The 15,589-nt window shown below is 53.8% G+C and carries 13 protein-coding genes; 1 reads left to right on the top strand and 12 read right to left on the bottom strand.

What is annotated here, in order from left to right; all coding sequences use genetic code 11:
* Window positions 1-33: 33 nt before the first annotated feature.
* The 10 genes from miaA to tdh all read right to left on the bottom strand — a co-directional run bounded on the left by miaA (window position 34) and on the right by tdh (window position 13,224).
* The gene (miaA, locus tag BLP91_RS03380; RefSeq protein WP_091566660.1) at window positions 34-987 is read right to left on the bottom strand and encodes a tRNA (adenosine(37)-N6)-dimethylallyltransferase MiaA; all 954 of its coding nucleotides are present in this window, start codon (window positions 985-987) and stop codon (window positions 34-36) included.
* Entirely contained in the window at window positions 962-1,738 is a 777-nt protein-coding gene (locus BLP91_RS03375; RefSeq protein WP_143003447.1) for a class I SAM-dependent methyltransferase, read from the bottom strand. The genes miaA and BLP91_RS03375 overlap by 26 nt, the downstream gene beginning before the upstream one ends.
* Entirely contained in the window at window positions 1,739-3,619 is a 1,881-nt protein-coding gene (gene mutL, locus BLP91_RS03370) for a DNA mismatch repair endonuclease MutL (RefSeq protein WP_091566656.1), read from the bottom strand.
* Window positions 3,612-6,200: a DNA mismatch repair protein MutS gene (mutS, locus tag BLP91_RS03365; RefSeq protein ID WP_091566654.1), complete on the bottom strand. Its 2,589-nt coding sequence runs from the start codon at window positions 6,198-6,200 to the stop codon at window positions 3,612-3,614. Before mutS ends, mutL begins: the two co-directional genes overlap by 8 nt.
* A gap of 93 nt (window positions 6,201-6,293) precedes the next feature.
* The gene (locus tag BLP91_RS03360; protein WP_176757789.1) at window positions 6,294-7,673 is read right to left on the bottom strand and encodes a putative amidoligase domain-containing protein; all 1,380 of its coding nucleotides are present in this window, start codon (window positions 7,671-7,673) and stop codon (window positions 6,294-6,296) included.
* 126 nt (window positions 7,674-7,799) lie between these two features.
* Window positions 7,800-8,375, bottom strand: a complete 576-nt coding sequence (cotE, locus tag BLP91_RS03355) for an outer spore coat protein CotE (protein ID WP_091566650.1) — start codon at window positions 8,373-8,375, stop codon at window positions 7,800-7,802.
* A gap of 201 nt (window positions 8,376-8,576) precedes the next feature.
* Entirely contained in the window at window positions 8,577-8,996 is a 420-nt protein-coding gene (locus tag BLP91_RS03350; protein ID WP_245662083.1) for a YlbF/YmcA family competence regulator, read from the bottom strand.
* 3 nt (window positions 8,997-8,999) lie between these two features.
* A complete protein-coding gene (gene miaB, locus BLP91_RS03345) occupies window positions 9,000-10,472 on the bottom strand; it encodes a tRNA (N6-isopentenyl adenosine(37)-C2)-methylthiotransferase MiaB (RefSeq protein ID WP_091566645.1) in 1,473 nt (490 codons plus the stop codon).
* A 136-nt stretch (window positions 10,473-10,608) separates the two neighbouring features.
* Window positions 10,609-11,784, bottom strand: coding sequence for a glycine C-acetyltransferase (locus BLP91_RS03340; protein WP_091566643.1), 1,176 nt, complete (start codon window positions 11,782-11,784; stop codon window positions 10,609-10,611).
* Window positions 11,785-12,183: 399 nt separating this feature from the next.
* Entirely contained in the window at window positions 12,184-13,224 is a 1,041-nt protein-coding gene (gene tdh, locus BLP91_RS03335) for an L-threonine 3-dehydrogenase (RefSeq protein WP_176757788.1), read from the bottom strand.
* 198 nt (window positions 13,225-13,422) lie between these two features.
* Between tdh and BLP91_RS03330 the strand changes: the two genes are divergently transcribed.
* Window positions 13,423-14,049 carry a hypothetical protein gene (locus tag BLP91_RS03330; RefSeq protein ID WP_091566641.1) on the top strand — a complete coding sequence of 209 codons (627 nt, stop codon included), beginning with the start codon at window positions 13,423-13,425 and terminating at the stop codon, window positions 14,047-14,049.
* Window positions 14,050-14,080: 31 nt separating this feature from the next.
* On the opposite strand, the gene BLP91_RS03325 is transcribed toward BLP91_RS03330, so the two are convergent.
* Together BLP91_RS03325 and BLP91_RS03320 are read right to left on the bottom strand one after the other, a co-directional pair.
* Entirely contained in the window at window positions 14,081-14,731 is a 651-nt protein-coding gene (locus BLP91_RS03325) for a hypothetical protein (RefSeq protein WP_091566639.1), read from the bottom strand.
* Window positions 14,732-14,818: 87 nt separating this feature from the next.
* Window positions 14,819-15,559, bottom strand: coding sequence for an MBL fold metallo-hydrolase (locus BLP91_RS03320; RefSeq protein WP_245662069.1), 741 nt, complete (start codon window positions 15,557-15,559; stop codon window positions 14,819-14,821).
* Window positions 15,560-15,589: the final 30 nt, after the last annotated feature.

Below are 15,589 nucleotides of genomic sequence, written 5' to 3'. Positions count from 1 at the left end.
TACCTCCTATGTACATACTGACATTAGTTTACTTTATTCTTGGTAACGGGGGAAGTTTCCTGCTACAAGCGTGCGAATTTCTTCCCCGGAATTTTTATCCGTCATGTCAAACCAATGGATTTCGGTCAGTCTGCGGAACCAGGAGAGTTGACGTTTGGCGAACTTGCGAGTGCGACCTTTGATCAGGCGGACAGCTTCTTCCAGGGTCATCTCTCCCTTCAGATGCATCATTAACTCTTTGTATCCAAGGGCTTGCATCGAGACCAGATCCGTATCGTAGCCCATCCGGCGCAGAGCCGCCACCTCATCGAGCAAACCCTGCTCCATCATCTGGTCGACCCGCTGGTCAATCCGTTGATACAAAAGCTCCCGGGGCATGGTCAAGCCGATCCACAACGTCCGGCGGTCGGGGGGATCGGCCCTTTGTATTTGGGAGAGGGGCTTTCCCATCGCCCGATGGATCTCCAGCGCCCGGATCGTACGCCGTCGGTCGTTGGGGTGCAATCGTTCCGCCGCCTCTGGATCTACTTGTTGCAGGCGGGCGTGGAGCGCTTGGTTTCCCTTTTCATCCGCCAACCGATGCATCTCCTCGCGGAAGGCTGGGTCCTCCTGTACGCCGGGGAGGCGGTATCCGTGGGTCACCGCCTGAACATAGAGGCCAGTACCGCCCACCAACATGGGAAGATGACCCCGCTTGTTGATCTCGGTAATCAGTTCGCCGGCCAACCGCTGAAATTCTTCCACGGAAAATGGATAGTCGGGATCAAATCGGTCGATCAGGTGATGGGGAATCCCTTTTCTTTCCTCTGGTGACGCCTTGGCTGTACCGATATCCATATAACGGTATACCTGCATCGAATCGCCCGAGATGATTTCCCCTCGGAAGGATTGCGCCAGCTCCAGACTCAGTTTCGTCTTTCCGACCGCTGTTGGACCGATGATCACCAGCAATGCTTCTCGGTCAGGGTTCGATGATGCCGAAGGCATGATTGGACGCCTCCTTTACCACCTGGAATCCCAGACGCTCAAATTCCCCGCTCATCAGCCGCTCCTTGAGCACCACACGTTTCCGAGCTACCCTTACCGCTTGCCGAACCGATTCCCGGTCAAGCGGTCTCGGGTTGGCTAACTTTTTCAAGGGTTGAATCCCTGAGGAGCGGTTGACGGTCTGACGAAACATGGGATCGAAAAGAATCACATCAACCGAACGGCTATGTTGCTGGTACAAGTATTCCCGATAATCGACATTTACCACCTGCACGGACCGCATCGCCTCTTTTAAGCGGTGGGAAGACGGTTGATAATGTTGTAAACCGTAGGCGACCAGTGCGGCGATCACCGGCTGACTCTCCAACCCAAGCACCCCGCCCTCCGCACCGGTCACATGTGCCGCTACAATCGCATCCGACCCCAAACCCATCGTACAATCAAGCACCTGATCACCTGGCATCATTTTCGCTGCACTCACCATGGCGTCCTCTCCGCCGGCTGCTAGAGATTTGACCCGGAGGGCTGCCAGGTTGGGGTGGAACTGGAACCGATGTCCGAACCGGTCTTCCCACCAAACCTCCCCGTTTCCGACCACCACTGCGCCCTCTGCGCCGCCGACCTCCTCCATCAATCGCTTGAGAGAACGATCTTCCCGCGGAAGAAAAACCGTTTCCAAATCCCGTGCCATTCGCTCCGCCCATTGGCGAGCGGTTTGCCGGGGACGGCGGGACGTTGTAACCACTACCACTTACATCACCCGTTTAAACATCTTTTCAATTTCATAAGTGGAGAAATGGATCAGAATCGGTCGGCCGTGAGGACAAGTGTAGGGGGATTCACACGCCTTCAGTTGGCGGATCAGACTCTCCATCTCATCTCGGCGCAGATGCCGGTTGGCCTTGATCGCCGCCTTGCAAGCCATCATTTTGGCTCCATCATCGCGAAAACGTGCCCAGTCCATATTCTCCCCTTTTTTGATCCAGTCGAGAACCTCCCGGATCAACTCTTCCTCACTACCTGCGGGAAACCAGCCCGGGTGAGAGCGGACCAGGAAGGTGGCCCCGCCGAAAGGTTCCAATTCCAGCCCCATTTGAGATAGACGAGGCAACCAATTTCCAATCACCTCCGCTTCCGCCGGTGTGCATTCCACCGTCATTGGAATCAGGAGAGGTTGCTGTCTAGTATCTTGTTCTTTCATGCGCCGATAGAAGGTTTCATAATAAATCCGTTCGTGAGCTGCATGCTGATCCATGATATAAAAACCATCTTCCGATTGGGCGATGATATAGGTCCCATGAATCTGCGACAATGGGGTCAGATCTGGCAGCCTCTCCCCGGCTTCTGTCGGATCGGAAGGACGCTCAGACAACTGTGGCTCCTGTTTCGAGGGCGTCTGTTCTAACGATGATGCCTCCTCCTGTTGATAGGGATGGCTCTGTTCATCCTCCAGCCGGGGAGAGGGAGATGGTGGCGACTTCGCCTCCGTGGCAAAGGGTGCCGCCGTCTCCCGCACCTCTGCTGGAGGGGGAGTTACCGACTGTTTCGCTGCGGGTGGGGGAGCATCCCATTGGAGCCGTTGCTGTACCGGACGGGATTCGACCGTCGGCCTTTCCCGTCGGGGGGCGGCTGCATCGGGGATCAGCACATGCTTTTGAAATAATCCCTTCAACTCCCCTTCGATCAACCGGAACAGCTCTTTCTCCTTGCTGAGACGGACTTCCAATTTGGAGGGGTGAACATTGACATCCACCAGTTTGGGATCCATCCCGATGCTTAAGACCGCGATAGGATACCGACCGATGGGCAGGAGGGTGTCATATGCACGCAACACCGCCTGGGTGATCGGCAAGCTGCGGACAAAACGTCCATTGATGATCACAGAGATGTAACTGCGATTGGAGCGGGTCACCTCTGGCCTGACCGCCAACCCTTCCAGTGTAAAGTCCGGATCTTCGGCGGAAAAAGGTAAGCTCTTGCGTGCCACCTGTTTCCCGTAAAGCGCATAAACCACGTGGTTTAGCTTGCCGTCCCCCAAGGTCCGAAACAGTTCCCTCCCGTTGTGTGCCAGAGAGAAGGAAATCTTCGGGCGAGCTAGTGCTAGACGTCCCACCACATCAGCCACATGACTAACTTCAGTATTGACGGTTTTCAGGTATTTCAAACGGGCCGGCGTATTGAAGAATAGATCCTCTACCAGCACCTCAGTCCCTCTGGAACGGGCCGTTTCCTCCTCGGAAATCAGCTGCCCGCCCTCCAACATCAGCCGGGTGGCGGGTCCCTCGCCGGTGGAACTGATCAGCGTCATCTTGGATACGGATGCGATACTGGGGAGTGCCTCCCCGCGAAAACCCAGCGATCGAATGGAGAAGAGATCCCGTTCCCGCACGATTTTGCTGGTGGCATGCCGCTCAAAGGCGAGCTGAACATCCTCGCGATCCATCCCAAAACCGTTATCCACCACGCGAATGGACCGGATGCCCCCCTCCTCGATAGAGATATTCACCTGATTCGCTCCCGCATCAAGAGCGTTTTCCACCAGTTCTTTCACCACCGAAGCTGGCCGCTCCACCACTTCTCCGGCGGCGATTTGGTTGGCCAGGCGTTCATCCATCAGACGGATTTTACCCATGAGAACCGCCTCCGGATTTCAGCTTTTGCTGCCATTCAAACAAAAATTGAACCGTTTCCAGGGGGGTACGATTCATCAGATCCCACTCTCGCAGCGCACGTAACGCCTCTTGTTCCACTGGATCAGCTGGCTGCTCGCTCCCGAATGAGAAGAGATCCAACTGGTGAGCCCCAGCGGTTTCCGCCTGCCCCTCCAAGGTTTCCAACAATCCTTGCGCCCGTTGGATCACCTCACGGGGCATACCTGATAACTGGGCCACATGAATGCCATAACTCCGGTCCGCCCCGCCGGGTTCCATCCGGTGCAAGAAAACCACTTTACCGTCCCGCTCCACACAGCGGGCGTGAAGATTCAGCACACGGTCCAGTTCCTTTTCCAGACGGGTCAATTCATGATAGTGGGTGGAAAACAACGTTTTGGCTCCCACGTGATGGTGAATATGCTCCACAATCGCCTGGGCCAGCGCCATGCCATCGTAGGTGGATGTCCCACGGCCCACTTCATCGAGAAGAATCAAACTGCGTGACGTCGCCTGGGCGAGAGCGAGGCGAGTTTCATCCATTTCCACCATAAATGTACTCCGGCCGCCGACCAGATCATCCGCTGCTCCGATCCGGGTGAAAATGCGATCGACGATACCGATCTCCGCACGCTTGGCGGGAACAAAACAACCGACCTGAGCCATCACAGTGATCAAGGCCACTTGTCGCATATATGTACTCTTCCCCGCCATATTGGGGCCGGTGATCAGCAACACCTGACGATGTTCGCCATCCATGTCGCTGTCATTGGCCACAAATTCGCCTTCACCCATTGCCGCCTCCACCACCGGATGACGACCCCCTTCAATCCGAAGCCGGTCATCATCTTTTATTTCTGGGCGAACATAGCGATACTTGCCGGAAACCAGAGCGAAGGAATGGAGCACGTCGAGGCGGGCCACCTGGTCAGCTAAGTGTTGAATAGCGGGAATCTCTTGGGCGATCCGGTCTCGAATCTGGAGAAACAGCTGGTACTCCAGTTCCACGGAACGCTCCTCCGCTTCTAGGATCAACCGTTCCCGCTCCTTCAGTTCCGGAGTCACAAAGCGCTCTGCATTGGCCAAGGTTTGCTTGCGCTGGTACCGCCCTTCAGGAAGGTAACGCAGGTTGGGCTTGGTCACTTCGATATAGTAACCAAACACCTTGTTAAAGCCTATTTTCAGAGACTTGATCCCTGTCTTCTCCCGCTCTTGCTGCTGAAGACGGGCGATCCAGTCCTTTCCTTCGCGTTTTGCCATGCGCAAGCGGTCCAACTCTTCATCATATCCGTCTCGGATCAAGTTACCTTCCCGGATCGTGACGGGGGCCTCCTCCGCAATCGACTGTTCAATCCGATCAGCCAATTCCGTCAGAGGATCCATCTCCTCCGCAATTTGTTTCAGCGCCGGATTCCCCGTTTGGATAAGCTCCTGTTTCAACCCGGGAATCGCTTTGAGAGAACGCTGCAGTGCCAGCAGATCCCGTCCGTTGGCTGACCCATACGCGATCCGGGCCGATAGCCGTTCTAGATCGTAGACTTCTTTCAGCTTATCGCGGATCTCATCCTGCAGGATCCACTCCTCCATCAGCGCTTGCACAACCTGCTGACGTTCCTCGATTTTATGAACATCCAGCAAGGGCTTGTCCAGCCACTTTTTCAACAAGCGGCTTCCCATGGCGGTTGCCGTCTGGTCCAACAGCCCCAACAGGGAACCCGCCTTTTTCCCCTCGCGAAGGGAACGGGTCAGCTCCAAGGTTTGTCGTGCTGAAGCATCCAGCACCATAAACCGGTTGGCATCGTAGCGTTGTATCCGGTTCATATGGGACAACGCGCGTTTTTGCGTCGTTTGCAGATAACCGAGTAAGAGACCCGCCACTTCCTCCAGGACGGGAGTCGTCAACACAGACCGGCTGTCTGGAAAGTGCTCAGTCAACGCCCGCTCCCTCTCACCTTGAGGAGGGAGCGCGGGCGTTGTGATCAGGGTCCGAAGGCGAAGCTTCAACTCCTCTTTGAAGGCATCTTCTGCCAGCTCGGTATCCAGCACAACTTCCTTCGGCTGGTAAGCCGCCAACTCATCGATAACCGCCTGCGGATCACCGGATATCGCCGTCACGTAAAATTCGCCGGTGGACAGATCGCTGGCCGCCACGGCAAACTGCCCGTGTCGACGGGTTACAGCCGCCAAAAAGTTGTTTTCCTGATCGGTGAGCATCTTTTCCTCTACAACGGTTCCAGGAGTGATCACCCGGACCACTTCCCGCTTCACCACCCCTTTGGCGGAAGCGGGATCCTCCACCTGTTCGCAGATGGCAACCCGATAACCCTTCTCAATCAACCGCCCGATGTACATTTCGGCTGAATGGTAAGGAACACCGCACATCGGGGTCCGCTCTTTACCGGTATCCCGGGAAGTCAGAGTGATCTCTAACTCCTTCGCCGCCAGCCTAGCATCGTCAAAAAACATTTCGTAAAAATCGCCTAAACGAAAAAATAAAAAGGCATCGGGGTATTCTGCCTTGATCGATAAGTATTGCTGCATCATCGGAGTATATCCGGCCACTTTGACAGACCCTCCGAAATTAGATTTTTTCTTGCTGATCTTTGCGTAACTATCATTTTATCATGGGTCGATTCCATGAACAACCAGCTCCACTCAGGAACGATTCGAGGTGATCTTCCATACCAAACGGATATCTTTCGATTCATTCCATTTTTTACCTGATAGCACCATTTGAAAAAAAGGATCTAGATAGTTTCGATATTGTTGATACCCTTTCAACCCTTTCAGTTCTACCAACAAATCCTGCACGATAGACCGTAAGGCTTCCTTATCCCCTTCGTAATAAGCTTTCTGCACCGTATGTCGCTGAAGATACCCGCTTTTCAATACCGGGTAATGAGCGGCGATCAGTTTCGCTGCTGCCAACACCCCCTTTGTCACTGTCGGGGAGATCAACCAGCTAGGAAGTGTCCGGTATTCGAACCCACCATGAAATTGAGTGCGGAAATCCCCTAAGTATCCGTATTTCGGACGCCTTTTCACTCCTTGTGGATCCTCAATCAATACCAGCGGCAGGGCTAAATAATGGTCTAAGGCACGGAGCAGTTTAAAATTGAGGGGAACTCCGCTAAAGTGAATGTGTCCTCCCAAAGGGTAGCCGGGGTGGGGCAGGGCACCAGCAAGCCAGCGAAACCGGTTCGTTTTGACCCGCTGGGAAGCCCGGATCAACCCCTTATACAATCGGATGACCAACTGACGCGGTTCCGGGGTCGGCTTTGGACGAATCTCCACCAAGGGTCTCGCCGAACGGTTTTGTCCATACCAGATGGCATCACAACCGACCAAGCCGAATCTGGGAAAATAGTTAGAGGCCATGACCAGCTCTCCGTTTTCCTTTTTCATGATAAATTCCGGATCTGCGCCAAGAGTCACGCGGTTCAGATCCGTCATCAACCGCGGCAATTTACCCATATACTGAGTAAATGCTTGGCAAAAAGCGTTTTCCATCTCTCGGTTCAACTTTGGCGTCGGGTAGATATCAAGGACAACCGTCCGGTTTCCGGATCGGACGCCGACTTTAACCACCCCGTAGTCCAGTCCGAGGGCATACAAAGCCCGGATACACAACCTCTTCACCCGAACAATCTCCCGATTGCTCTCATTGGAAGGAATAATCCGGAACCCCTGCTTGACAGAACTGCGGTTACCGGCCAGCCACGCCTTCGGCTCCCGTGATCGGTACAAGAGCCATACCTGGGTCTGAAACACCACTGCAACATACCGCCTGAGACACCGGATGCTCCCCTCAGCTACAGGAAGCCCGTGCAGTTTCAAGGCTGCGACCCGGTGTCCTTTCTCTTTTGCTCTTTCCACGGCATCGGCGTCATTTAACGTCCGTAAGGGTTTGGCATAATGGTCCGGTGAACCCTGAAGGCGAATGGAAGGCACCAGCATCTTTTTCGCTGTCACCAACTGGCTGCGCAGCGCCTGTTCGTCCCCGGATGATTTGATCGGAAGTTGGATCGGTTCCATATCCCTTCCCCTTTCGCATGTCCGCTTGAAAGACCTGATCATATGTTATGTGCAGGAAGCTCTTGGGGTTAGCGCATAAAAGAAAATGGAGGCATTCGCCTCCACGGCCTTCCCTTTGATTAAAAATCAATCGTTCAAATCATCAATCACCAAGTCCGGATCTAGATCTTCGAAATCATCGCCTGCCTCTTCCATATCTCCTCCATCGAAAACCTTATCATCCCAGTCCTCGCACCCCGCGGGACTGACCAGGACACACACTTTGGTTTCACCGACCATCTCCACATAAAACTCCCTTTCCACTCGGACCAGGCAGGAACCGTCGGGGGAGATGGTCGCCTCGATGCAGTTGGGCGGCTGAGTGGCGACGGCGCTAACCTCTGTGGTCCCCTCTCTCACATTGCTGTCGAAATAACTTAGCGGAACTTGCTCCACATAGCGCACCGTGTGATTGGCTACTTCCGTCTTGGTGTTCTGGTTAAATGAAAACCACATGTTGATGTCGTAGCTTCCCGAAACCTCAATGATATCCCCCACCCGGTTGGCCTCATATTTGTGGTTGATAATCCAAGCACCGAGAATGCTGGAAATTTGATCGGGGGGATGGATGGAGTGCGTCGCCTGAGAGAACTTGCGGCCCCTGCCTGTGACCGCTTTGGTGATGATTTGGCGGGATTGCATTCCGCCTTCTGTATTTGACACGATACTCCCTCCTCCAAACAGTCGTTCAGTATCATTAGTATGCAGGGCCATAGTCCAGGGTGCTAAAAAAAGCCCCTATAGGAGCCTAAGTTATGAAAAGATGTTCGGGCGGGTGTATGGGTGATTCGCCTGAATGTGCGCACAAAAACCCCCCGAGGAAGATTCCTCGGGGGGTCGACACTCCACTCGATTTCTATCGAGTTACCTACAACCGCAGGGCCCGCCGCTGCCGCAACCGCCGCCGACATCTCCGCTGACGTCTACATCCAGTTTCTCCGACACCGCCTGAGCCAACACATCGGTCAGAATCTGTAATATATCGTTAACTTCCACCTGGGACTGTTGATATTCGCGAACGATAGGGAGATTGTCCAGCTCTTCATGAAGACGGTCCAATTCCCTTTCCAACTGACGAATATACTCCGGTTTCTGGTAATGCTTCGCGTGAACCAGTTCCTTTTGTTTTCGCTTGATCTCTTCGATCAGGCTGTTGACGCGATGGCTGTTTTGGACCTGTTTTTCAGCCAAGCGAAACCGTTGGATCTCCTCTGTTTCCAAGAGCCGTTTCCCCAACTGCGAGGCGTGATTCAAGATGGGGTGATCTTGTAATACCGTCTCCATCAATCAGCTCCCCACCTTTTCCACAGAGGCTTCTCCAACCCATTCCCCGCGCAACGTCCAAGTGCGGGGTTCGGTGATCCGGACGTGGGCGAACCCGCCGATCAAGTGCTTTGGTCCGCGGAAATTGACCAATTTATTGGTCCGAGTGCGTCCCGACAACACATCGGGATCTTTTTTGCTCTCCCCTTCCACCAAGACTTCCACCACTTGATCGCGGAGCGCTTCATTCTTCCTACGACTGATCTCTTCCTGCAGCCGATTTAGGCGGTGGAGGCGCTCTTTTTTCACTTCTTGGGGAACATCGTCTTTCATCTTGGCCGCCGGCGTTCCTTCCCGGGGGGAATAGATAAAGGTGAAGGCCGAATCGAACTCCACTTCCTTCATCAGAGAGAGTGTATCCTCAAACTGCTCTTCCGTCTCTCCGGGGTAGCCGACGATGATATCGGTGGTTAAGACCACATCAGGGATCGCCTTTTTAATCTTGCTGACCAGCTCCAGAAAACGCTCGCGGGTGTATTTCCTTCCCATGATCTTCAGGATGGCATTGTTGCCCGATTGAGCCGGGAGATGGATGTGTTCCACCAGGTTACCCCGTTTCGCCAACACCTCGATCAGATGATCGTCGAAATCCCGCGGATGGCTGGTGGTGAATCTCACTCGGGGAATGCCCACTTTATGCATATCATCCATCAGATCCCCAAACCGGTAATCCCGATCCGTGAAATCTTTTCCGTAGGCATTGACATTTTGTCCGAGGAGAGTGACCTCTTGATACCCTTTCCGGGCCAACTCCCGCACCTCTGCCAATACATCCTCCGGACGGCGACTCCGCTCCTTGCCGCGAGTAAAGGGCACGATGCAGTAGGTGCAAAACTTATCACAGCCATACATGATGTTGACCCACGCCTTCAGTCCATCTTGACGGGACTTAGGCAGATTTTCCACAATGTCCCCTTCCTTGGACCAGACCTCCACCACCATTTCCTTCGACATGAGCGCTTCTTTTAATAGATGAGGCAAGCGATGGATATTGTGGGTGCCGAAGATGAGATCCACATGCTGATGTTTTTGCAAAATGCGGTTGACAACAGACTCTTCCTGGGACATGCAACCGCACATGCCCAACACCAACTCCGGCTTTTCCGTCTTCAAGGTTTTCAAACGGCCGATCTCACCGAACACTTTATCCTCGGCGTTTTCGCGGATGGCACAGGTGTTAATCAGGATAACGGCTGCCGATTCTTCCGATTCTGTCGGCTCATATCCCATCTGTTCCAAAATCCCAGCGATGGTTTCCGAATCGTGTACATTCATCTGGCAACCATAAGTTTTAATCATATACTTCTTGCCTTGCCCGATCGCCCGCATCTCTTCGGGGATCTGGTCAAATTCCAGCACGGAGACTTCCCGTCTCCGGCGTTGCTTTGCCGCCTTCAGGTCAGGCGGTGTAAAAAATGCGCGCATTTCTTCGTTCATCTATACTCAACACCTTTCTACCGGCATGAGTGATCTCTTGCATCTTATAAATTATATCGGAAAACCAGATGTTCATCAATGTAAGAAAGAGGGCAAACAAAAAACAGCCGGTTACAGGCCGGCTGTTTTCTTGAAATTAGATCAACCCCAACTTTTGACCGGCCCGACCGAAGGCTTCCAAAGCCTTCTCCAGCTCCTGACGGGAGTGGCCGGCGGTCACGATGGTGCGGACCCGGGCTTCCCCCTTGGGCACGGTGGGATAGACGATCCCCTGGGCGTATACCCCCTCCTCCAGCAAGGTATCGGAGAATTTATGGGTAAGTGCATCGTTTCCAACCATCACGGGAGTGATGGGAGTTTCACTTTTTCCGGTATCAAATCCTAATTGTTGCAAACCTTTTTTAAACAGGCGAGTGTTGGCCCATAAACGATCCACCCATTCCGGCTCATCCAGCAGCACATCGATCGCCGCAGAGCAGGCGGCGGTGACAGCGGGAGGGTGGGAGGTACTAAACAGGAAGGGACGGGCGCGATGGATCAGGTAATCCCGAAGCGCTGACGGGCCGGCCACATAGCCGCCCAAAACACCGATCGCTTTGGACAGCGTCCCCACCTGGATGTGGACCCGTCCGTGCAGGTTGAAATGGTCGACTGTCCCCCGGCCATTTGTCCCCATGACACCGCTGGCGTGAGCATCATCCACCATCACCAAGGCGTCATATTTCTCACACAGCTCCACGATCTCCGGCAGCGGGGCCACATCCCCATCCATACTGAAAACACCGTCAGTCACCACCAGACGAGTGCGAGCCCCTTGTGTCTCCTGAAGCGCCTTCTCCAAGTCGTCCATGTCCGCGTGTTTGTAGATACGGCGGCCAGCCTTAGTCAGTCGGATACCATCGATGATACTGGCGTGATTCAGGGCATCGCTGATTACCACGTCCTTCTCAGACAAAATAGAGGATAGCACGCCGACGTTGGCGGTAAAGCCAGACTGAAACACCAACGCCGCTTCTGTGTGTTTAAAATCCGCCAGCTTACGCTCTAACGCCTCATGCATGGAAAAGGTGCCGGCAATCGTGCGGACGGAACCGGTTCCGGCCCCATAATCCTTCACCGCTTGCAAGGCTGCCTCTTGTAAGCGAGGATGTGTCGTCAATCCTAAATAATTATTGGATGAAAGCTGAATCACTTCACGTCCCTGAATCTTTACCCGGGATGCCTGGTCCGACTCCAATTCCGTCAGAGAGCGAAAGGTTCTTTCCTGCTTCCATTGACGGATTTCCTCTTCCAGATACTCAAAACCTGTCATTTTGTTCCCTCCGATGTTTTGTGAGGTTTCAAAAGCATTTAATCGATGGAGACCTTGTGCGAGGGGAGGTGTTACCCGAAAAACGACTTTGCACCTACTAGGCACCTCCAACAGACAGCCTGACACCCGAAGGAGTGGATGCACTCAAGGGCACCACGAAATTAATGGACTGGCGCCCAAAGGAGAGAATGCTGCCCAACCCGGCGAAGATTTAGCAGGCCAGGGCGTTTGGGAGAAACATTCTTCCTCAAATTGACTCCCTTCCCGGCTTTGCCCTTGCTCGCAGCAGGATGATTGGCAGGATAAACATAGCGAGACCAGGAACGAAGCGGCTGGAGAGACTTATGCCCTTTGGGTGCAGTGGCCGGCTTCGGGTAAGTGCCGCCCCTCACTTTTCGCTCAAGGATATAACACCACTTTGCCGGAGTTTCCGCTGATCATCTGTTGAAAAGCTGCCTCATAATCTTCCAGCGGGAACCGGTGGGTGATCATCGGTTCCAGGTCGATACGGCCCGATTCGAGAAAACCCGCAGTTTGCTGCCATGTCTCGTACATACGTCTGCCGACAATGCCGTGGATTTGAATGCCTTTAAACACAATTTCATCACTCACATTCAACTCCACCGGCCGAGTGGGTAAACCGAGCATCGACATGCGGCCCCCGTAAGTTAACATGGAGAAACCTTGTTGGATGGCCGTGGGGTTCCCCGACATCTCCAACACCACATCTACACCCTGACCATTAGTCCACTTCGCCGTTTCCTGTAAAGGATCCTGCTCCAGGGAATGGATCACCACATCCGCTCCCATCTTTTTCGCCAAGGACAACCGATAGGGATTGATATCAAGGGCGATTACCCGGGACGCCCCGGAGGCCCGAGCCACTGCCACGGCCATGATGCCGATGGGTCCACAACCGATCACCGCTACGGAGCGGCCGTTCACCGGTCCGGACAGCGCCGTATGGACCGCATTCCCCATCGGTTCCATCGACGAAGCTACCTCTGGGGGCAGATCCTGTTGGTTTTTCCACAAGTTCGCGGCAGGCATCACCGTGTACTCCGCAAAACATCCCCGTCGGTCCACGCCGATGATCTCTGTGTTGGCGCAAACATGGGCTTCCCCCCGTCGGCACTGGGGACATTGACCGCAGACGATATGGGTTTCAGCGGAAACATGATCCCCGACAGCGAGGTGTTTGACACGCTCTCCCACTTGAATCACTTCTCCGGAAAATTCGTGTCCAAAGACCAGGGGAGGGTTGACCCGCTTGGCTGCCCAGTCATCCCATGAGTAAATGTGAACATCTGTACCGCAAATAGTCGTGGCGCGAACCTTGATCAACACCTCATCGGGACCGGGCTCGGGGATGGCGACCTCCCGCAATTCAGCACCAAAGCCTGCATGGTGTTTTACCAGCGCACGCATCTTTCCATTCAACACGGACACCTCCTCTTGTTACGAAACCGCTTTATCCTTTTTACATTAAGGATTATATCATTTTTAACCCGATTGTGTAATGTCCTTTAATAGTGGACATTGTCTGCCGACGGAGCCCAATTGACAGAATCGGCGGTGAAAGATACCATTTCGGTAGTACATCATATGTCGATTTATGTCCGAGGAGGTCGGTGGGGAGTGTTTGCAAAATTGTTGACAAAGGCTCGAGAACTGTTAAAACCTTCCCAATCGTCAGCGACTGGTCGGGGGGAAGAACCCGTCACTGCCGCGGATGAGGAGCCGGCGCATAACAACTCGCATTCTGCAGAGGCCAGCTTAACCTATGAAGAAGGGGACTTCCGTTTTTCCATGCCGCTGGACGAAGAGGAGCGCCAGGTGGTGGATGAAGCCAGAAAAAAGTATCAAGAGATGAAACGCCGGTTCGGGGAAGGGGCCAATGCCTGGGAAATCAACCAGTTAAAGCACTTCTATGCCAAACAGTATTGGGCACTGCAAATCTTTTATAGAGACCGGGCTCAACATTTTTACAAATTGCGCAACGAGGACCCGGAAAATTTGAAAAAAGCGATTCAATATTGCCAAAAACAGATCGCGTACGCCCCGATGGCAATCCAAGCCAACCGTATGGATCCGCAGGCAAAAACGCTGCCCCACCATTACGGGTTTAAACAGCTGGCCATCATCCGGGAGAAGCAAGGGGATGTCGAAGAGGCGATCCGTCTGTGTGAAGAAGCCCTCGCTCAGGGATGGAAAGGAGACTGGCAACACCGGATCGACCGCTACCGTAAAAGCCTGAAGAAATAAAAAGCAGCCGCTCACTCATTGCGGCTGCTTTTTATTTAGCATCGGCCCATGCTTTCAACTGCTGGATCCGCTCTTCCCAATCGCCGCCCCACCCCTCCTCTTTCGCTTCTTGCGACAGACGAAGCGCTTTCTCCCATTCCTCCGCTTCTTCATAGAGGGTGACCAGGATATCATAGCCGGGGTGTTCTGGGAGCTCTGTAACCATCGGATCCATTTGATACGCTCGCTTCGCTACAGGGGCATACTCAATTTGGCGTTCACAATATCGGATCGCTCGGTGGAGGGCCACGGGATCGGACAGACGACGCCGAAAATAATACTGAATTCGTTCCGTGAAGTGTTCATGTAACGTCAAATACTTTTTCGCTTCCCATTCCTTATGAACTTGAGGATCCGAGCTCCTTCGCTTCATCTCCTGCAATTTTTGTTTTGCTTGTTCATACAGGCTCGCTTCCTCAGCGGAAATCAACATATGAAAATCCAGTTCCCGGTCCCGATAGCGAAATTCCGCTTCAAATTCTTCCCGTTCGTCCTTCTCCCGCTCCCGGCGCGCCATTTCCTGCCTGTATTCCTGCCAGGCTCTCTGGACGCCCTTTTTGCTCTTCTGCAGGCCATTCTCCAACCAGCGTCGAGTTTTGTTCACCATCTTCCGCGTCTCTTCATCATCAAACAGGCGACGCATTCAATAACCACCTCTCCCGCTCCTTCCGCCGACAGGCAGTTCTAATTTCGTCTATCAAAGGGAGTATACCACGGCTGGAACCATTCGTCACAATCGGATCGTCCATCCGGACTGCGCCACCCACATTTCCCCTTTATAGGCGGAAGAGGCCTCCGCTCGCAGGTCATCGGGATCATACTCGGGATACAGATGGGTGATCAGCAGCCGACGGGCTTGAATCCGATCTGCTGCTTGTGCAGCCTGCAACACGGAATGATGCCCGACGGGGTGAGGAGGGAGATCTCGGTGCAGATACGTCCCTTCGCAAATAAACAAGTCGGGGGAAGAACCCATCGATTCCCATGAGGTAGACGGACCCGCATCCGCTCCATACAAGAGCACCCGCTCGCCTTGTCGAACCTCTAGTGCGTAGCAGGGGACGGCATGCTCCGTTCGATGAAGGATGATGGTCACATCGCCCAGGGAGTAGCTTTCTCCCTCTTGAATCGGCTGATGTCGAACAAAATGGCGATAGGGAATTTTCTCCGCCCACCCTGCTGGTTCAGACGGCGCATACACCGTCAATGGTTCTTCTCTCTGCCCCGTTTGCATCGCCATCATCACCGCATATTGCAGCACGAACAGATCTGTGATGTGGTCATGGTGGAGATGGGATAGCCACACAGCGTCCAGTTCGTGAGGGGCGATTTTTTTGCCCAGTTGGGATAACACCCCGCTGCCACAATCCACTAATATCTTATGTTCCGTTGTTTCCAAAAGATAACCGGGAGTGGCACCACCCGGCGCGGGATACGGACTGTGACAACCCAAAACGGTCCACCGCAACATCTCTCAGTCCCCCTTCGGAAATGAAACAGC

Origin of the sequence: Melghirimyces thermohalophilus (assembly GCF_900102685.1) — a bacterium.
In the GTDB taxonomy this organism is placed as follows: domain Bacteria; phylum Bacillota; class Bacilli; order Thermoactinomycetales; family DSM-45169; genus Melghirimyces; species Melghirimyces thermohalophilus.
This window is presented reverse-complemented; position numbering and strand designations above follow the sequence as displayed.

Bases quoted from the DNA above. Each gene is read 5' to 3' on its own strand.
- mutL (WP_091566656.1), bottom strand. From the start codon at position 3,619: ATGGGTAAAATCCGTCTGATGGATGAACGCCTGGCCAACCAAATCGCC.
- BLP91_RS03325 (WP_091566639.1), bottom strand. From the start codon at position 14,731: ATGCGTCGCCTGTTTGATGATGAAGAGACGCGGAAGATGGTGAACAAA.
- BLP91_RS03350 (WP_245662083.1), bottom strand. From the start codon at position 8,996: ATGGAGACGGTATTACAAGATCACCCCATCTTGAATCACGCCTCGCAG.
- miaA (WP_091566660.1), bottom strand. From the start codon at position 987: ATGCCTTCGGCATCATCGAACCCTGACCGAGAAGCATTGCTGGTGATC.
- BLP91_RS03340 (WP_091566643.1), bottom strand. From the start codon at position 11,784: ATGACAGGTTTTGAGTATCTGGAAGAGGAAATCCGTCAATGGAAGCAG.
- miaB (WP_091566645.1), bottom strand. From the start codon at position 10,472: ATGAACGAAGAAATGCGCGCATTTTTTACACCGCCTGACCTGAAGGCG.
- BLP91_RS03360 (WP_176757789.1), bottom strand. From the start codon at position 7,673: ATGGAACCGATCCAACTTCCGATCAAATCATCCGGGGACGAACAGGCG.
- BLP91_RS03320 (WP_245662069.1), bottom strand. From the start codon at position 15,559: ATGTTGCGGTGGACCGTTTTGGGTTGTCACAGTCCGTATCCCGCGCCG.